At 67.5% G+C, this 4,972-nt stretch carries 6 protein-coding genes and 1 pseudogene; 4 read left to right on the top strand and 3 right to left on the bottom strand.

Annotated features, from left to right (window positions below):
• Positions 1 to 531: pseudogene (locus JHC79_RS18685) on the top strand (kynureninase); the annotation flags it as partial.
• Here JHC79_RS18685 and JHC79_RS18680 read toward each other — a convergent pair.
• Positions 511 to 1,260, bottom strand: coding sequence for an alpha/beta fold hydrolase (locus JHC79_RS18680; RefSeq protein ID WP_296393628.1), 750 nt, complete (start codon positions 1,258 to 1,260; stop codon positions 511 to 513). The pseudogene JHC79_RS18685 and the gene JHC79_RS18680 sit on opposite strands and share 21 nt — an antisense overlap.
• Before the next feature lie 64 nt (positions 1,261 to 1,324).
• On the opposite strand from JHC79_RS18680, the gene JHC79_RS18675 reads away from it, so the two are divergent.
• The 3 genes from JHC79_RS18675 (at position 1,325) to JHC79_RS18665 (ending at position 3,664) form a co-directional block, all read left to right on the top strand.
• A complete protein-coding gene (locus JHC79_RS18675) occupies positions 1,325 to 2,308 on the top strand; it encodes an NAD-dependent epimerase/dehydratase family protein (RefSeq protein ID WP_296393626.1) in 984 nt (327 codons plus the stop codon).
• Between the two features lie 67 nt (positions 2,309 to 2,375).
• The gene (locus JHC79_RS18670) at positions 2,376 to 2,549 is read left to right on the top strand and encodes a hypothetical protein (RefSeq protein WP_296393623.1); all 174 of its coding nucleotides are present in this window, start codon (positions 2,376 to 2,378) and stop codon (positions 2,547 to 2,549) included.
• Complete coding sequence (locus JHC79_RS18665; RefSeq protein WP_296393620.1) at positions 2,546 to 3,664, top strand: putative sulfate exporter family transporter; 1,119 nt, start codon at positions 2,546 to 2,548, stop codon at positions 3,662 to 3,664. Before JHC79_RS18670 ends, JHC79_RS18665 begins: the two co-directional genes overlap by 4 nt.
• A 32-nt stretch (positions 3,665 to 3,696) precedes the next feature.
• On the opposite strand, the gene JHC79_RS18660 is transcribed toward JHC79_RS18665, so the two are convergent.
• Together JHC79_RS18660 and JHC79_RS18655 are read right to left on the bottom strand one after the other, a co-directional pair.
• The gene (locus JHC79_RS18660; RefSeq protein ID WP_366783054.1) at positions 3,697 to 4,353 is read right to left on the bottom strand and encodes a response regulator transcription factor; all 657 of its coding nucleotides are present in this window, start codon (positions 4,351 to 4,353) and stop codon (positions 3,697 to 3,699) included.
• Between the two features lie 16 nt (positions 4,354 to 4,369).
• The coding region (locus JHC79_RS18655; protein ID WP_296393616.1) for a histidine kinase at positions 4,370 to 4,972 on the bottom strand (603 nt) is incomplete at its 5' end.

The following is a 4,972-nucleotide window of genomic DNA, read 5'->3' as shown; positions in this document are numbered from 1 at the left end:
CTCAACGGCGGCCCGGGTGCGCCTGCGTTCGCCTACGTCGCGCAGCGACATCTCGACGACATCGTCCAACCGATCTGGGGGTGGATGGGGGCGGCCGACTCGTTCGAGATGGGACAGGGTTACGTTCCCGCTCAGGGCATCCGACGCATCCTGAGCGGCACTCCGGCCGTTCTCGGGATGCTTCCGATGGCCGACATGCTCGACCTGATCGAGGAGGTCGGGGTCGTGGCCGTTCGTGCGAAGTCCATGGCGCTCACGTCGTTCGCAGTCGAGCTCGTCGATGACGTGCTCGCGCCGTTCGACGTCGAGGTGTCCACGCCGCGGGACCCCGCCGAACGCGGCGGCCACATCACCATCGACCACCCCGCGTTCCGAGTGATCACCCCGCGGCTGTGGCGGGACGGCATCATTCCCGACTTCCGCGGCCCCACCGGCATCCGACTCGGCCTGAGCCCGCTGAGCACCAGGTTCGACGAGGTCCGCCTCGGCATCGAGGCGATCCGCGACGAGCTAGTGGCCCATCCGTCCTGAGCCGAGCGCGAGCTCGATGCCGGCCAGGACCTCGGCCCACAACGGTGCGACGGGGTCGATGATGGCGAAATGATCTCCGGCTGAATGTATCTCGGTCACCGCATCTCCGGCCGCCAGAGCCGCCGCAGAGTAGTCGCGGCTGAAGTCGAGCAGGTGCGGGTCGTCATCGAGACCGCAGGCGACGATCTGCGGGATGCCGAGCGGCAGTCGGTGTCGCGGCGACGACGCGACGTCGTCGGGGGAGTCACCGCTCCAGTGGTGTCCGAGGGCGTTGGCGACAGCCCCGTCGCCCATGGCGAACTCGTCCGCCCGCTCGAGGTCGATGACCCCGGCCAGCGACACCGCCAGCGCTGGTCGCGACTCGGCGGGCAGGTCGGCGACTCCACGCAGCGCGAGCTGGCCGCCCGCGGAGTGACCGATGACCACGATCGGGGTGCTCACCTCGACTGCTCGCAGCGCGGCCGCGAGATCGGCCGTCGTGGCCGCCCAACCGTGCTCGTCGGGACGTCGGTACTCGACGTTCCAGGTGGCCACGTTGTGCGACGACAGTGAGTCGGCCATCGGATCCATCAGGTCCAGCGTGTACGGCGAGCGCCAGTAGCCGCCGTGGACGAGCACCGCGGTCCATCGCGGCGTCACGCCGGGTGTGCGCACGGCGATGTGCTGATCGGGATGGTCGCCATAGCGGACGATCCGGTCGGGGCCGGCAGGTTTCTGCGTCGAGGTCACCCCTCGAGTGTGCACGGCGCTCGATATGCCGACGAGGTCCCCGGCCTCGTGCCACAGTGGTGCAATGGGATTGACGGTGGCGGTGACAGGTCCGACAGGTGAGATCGGCATCTCGGCGGTGACGGCGTTGGAGGCCGACCCGAAGGTCGACACGATCATCGGGATGGCGCGACGACCGTTCGACCCGAGCGAGCACGGCTGGACCAAGACCGAGTATCGCCAGGGCGACATCCTCGACCGAGAGGCCGTTGATGCGCTGGTCGCCGACGCCGACGTCGTCATCCATCTGGCGTTCATCGTGATCGGTTCGCGCGACGAGGCGGCGCGGATCAACCTGGCCGGGACGAAGACGGTGTTCCAGGCAACCGTCGACGCGAAGCGGCCGACGCGGATGGTCTACACGTCGTCGGTTGCCGCGTACGGCTATCACTCCGACAACCCCCTGCCGCTCACCGAGGACACCCCGATCCGCGGCAGCCAGGAGCACTACTACTCCGCCCAGAAGGCCGACTGCGAGGCCGCGATCGCCGAGATCGTCGACGGCACCGACCTCGAGCTGTACATGCTGCGGCCCTGCATCGTCGCCGGACCCAAGGCACCTGCCCTGGCCGACGCGATGCCATGGCGCGCACTGCCGGGGGTGGCGCAGTCGGTGATGGGCGCGGTGCCGATCCTCAAGATGCCCATGCCCGACCACGGCGTGCCCGTGCAGCTGGTGCACCACGACGACGTCGCGCAGGCCATCGCCCTGTGCGCCACGACCGACGCGCCCGCCGGTGCCTACAACATCGCCGGCGAGGGCACGGTCAGCCTGTCGGAGATCGGTGAGGCACTCGGCGCCCGGCCGGTCCCGTTCCCGAAGATCGGGGTGAAGGTCGTGGCGGAGGCGGTCAAACGACTGCCGTTCATGCCCTCGGCCGCCGAGTGGATCCACATCGGACGCACCTCGGTCGTCATGGACACCACCAAGGCACACGACGTATTGGGATGGCAGCCGCAGTTTTCCGCGTCGGACACCCTCGGAGCCCTGGCCTACTCGCTGCACTGATCCCGCGGATCGAACCAGCCTGATCCGAATTGTCCGTATCCGGCTGGTGCGCCCCTAGGGTTTTCCCATGTCCGAAAAGCCGGGGTCCGACGCTGCCCCGAACACCCCTGTGGATGACGACGACACCGCCGCCTCCCTGCAGCGCCGCTGGCTCACCGAGGACTGGGCCGCGGTCGTGGTCGGGCTGGTGCTGATCCTGCTGGTGTTCGCCGGCGTCATCCCGGGGGACCTGATCCCATGAGCGACAACCTGAAGCTGGAGACCCGGCGATCCGACAACACCGTCCTCTGGGCGGTCGGCGGAGCGATCGCGGTCCTCGTCCTCGGCTCGCTGACCCGGCTGTTCGAACAGCAGGTCCCGAACTGGCTGGCCGACACCCCGCTCGAGGACGTTGCCGGAGCGATCGAGTTCCCGGTGTACGCCATCGCTTTCGGGCTCCTCGGCAACCTGGTCCTCAGCCACTTCGGCCTTCGCGACAAGCTCGCCGGCGGCTTCCGCACGGAATTCTTCATCAAGACCGGCCTCGTCCTGCTCGGTGCGTCGGTCAACCTCAAGGTGTTGGTGTCGGCGGCCGGGCCCGCGATCGTCCAGGCGATCCTGCTGATCACCATCGTGTTCGGCTTCACCTGGTGGTTCGCCGGTCGTCTCGGGGTCGACGACAAGCTCCGGGCCCTGCTGGCGTCGGCGGTGTCGATCTGCGGCGTGAGTGCAGCGATCGCCGCAGCCGGAGCGGTGCAGGCGAAGAAGGAGCAGCTCGCCTACAGCGCGTCACTGGTCATCGTGTTCGCCCTGCCGTCGATCTTCTTGCTGCCGTGGCTCGCGGGTCTGGCCGGGTTGTCCGACGCGGTTGCCGGCGCATGGATCGGCGGCAACATCGACACCACCGCGGCGGTGGCGGCCGCCGGAGCGGTCGCAGGCGAGGACGCGCTGCAGATCGCCACGATCGTCAAGACCACCCAGAACGCACTGATCGGCATCGTCGCGATCGCGCTGACCGCTTGGTTCGCGTTCAAGGTTGACCGCACCCCCGGTGCTGCGCGTCCGCGCCTCGGCGACTTCTGGGCGCGGTTCCCCAAGTTCGTGCTCGGGTTCATCGCGGCGTCGATCATCGGCACGCTGTGGGTCACAAACGTCGGCGGAGGCAAGGCCGACATCACCGTCATCAACGACCTGCGCACCTGGTTCCTGATCTTCGCGTTCGTTGCGATCGGTCTGGAGTTCTCGGTCTCGGGCATCAAGGACGCCGGTCGACGCCCGGTCCTCGTGTTCGCGACCGCAACGGTGGTCAACATCGTCGTCGCGTTGGGTCTGGCCGCGGTCCTGTTCGGCAACTTCGACATACCCGCTGCGGACTGATTCTCCGCACGGCGAGACGCGGTCGTCGCCTTCTACCGGGCCCCGTTCAGGTACGTGAGCGTGGCTTGCACTCGGCGATCACCGGTGTTGTCGATCGGCAGTTTGGCGAAGATGTTGCCCACGTGTTTGCGGACCGCGGGTTCGGAGACGACGAGTTGGGTGGCGATCTGGCCATTGGTCAGACCTTGGGCCACGAGTGCGAGGACTTCTAGCTCGCGCGGAGTCAGAGCTGCCAGAATGCCTCTCCGGCGAGAGTCCCCGACGAGGGCGACGATGATGTCTGGATCGATGACGGTCTGGCCGCCCGCGATACTTCGAACGGCGTCGAGGAAGTGGCGGATGTGCGCGACGCGGTCTTTGAGCAGATAGCCCAACCCGCCGCGGTTGGGCGCTGAGTCGGTGTCGATCAGTTGGTGTAGCGGTCCCACCGAAATGTACTGAGAGAGGATGAGGATCGGCAGCGATGGATTGTTCTCACGAAGGTGCACTGCTGCCGTGATCCCTTCGACGGTGTGGGTGGGCGGCATACGGACATCGGTGATGACGAGGTCGGGCAGATGGACCCGGGTGGCGGCGACAAGAGCGTGCGCATCGGCAACGGCGGCACAGACGGTGTGCCCGTCGCTTTCCAGCACGGTGGTGATACCGGCACGTAGAAGCGGGCTGTCCTCGGCGAGCACTATCCGCAAGGTGGTGGGAGTCAGCTCAGTGGGCATCGCATGGTGATCTCAGTTGGTCCCCTGAGGGACTGTTGATGGTCAGTGCGCCTTCCATGGCGCCGAGATGGTTCCTGAGGGCGGCCAGTCCGTGTCCTGGCCGCACGCCGGCATCGCCGATCCCGTCATCGCGCACCGTGAGCCACCAACCGTTCCCGTCGCGGTCGGCAGTGATGGCGACGGTGGTCGCGGCGGCGTGTTTCGCGACGTTCGTGAGGGCTTCTGTGACGACGAGGTAGGCGACTTGTTCCACGTGGGGCGGCAGCCTCCCCGCCGTCTCGGTTCTACCGAAGTTGCTCCCGACGGGCAGCGGGTAGGTGGCGATCAAGTCGATGACGGCAGCGACCAGGCCGTAATCGGTCAAGGTGCGGGGCTGAATGCCGAGTATCACAGAGCGCAGCTCAGCGAGAGCGGTGTCGAGTTGGGCGTGGGCCTCGGCCGCCAGCCGTCCGGTCGGGTCCTGGCCGTACGAGTTCTCCGCGATGCCCAGTGTGACCGCCAGCGCCACCAGACGGTGCTGCACGCGGTCGTGAAGGTCGGCTTCGATGCGGCGCCGTTCGTGCTCCACGGCACGTAGCAACGCTGTGCGCGA

Source organism: Williamsia sp. (assembly GCF_016462415.1).
GTDB lineage: Bacteria > Actinomycetota > Actinomycetes > Mycobacteriales > Mycobacteriaceae > Williamsia_A.
Note: the sequence above shows the minus strand (reverse complement) of the source record. Positions and strands in the feature narration are given on the sequence as shown.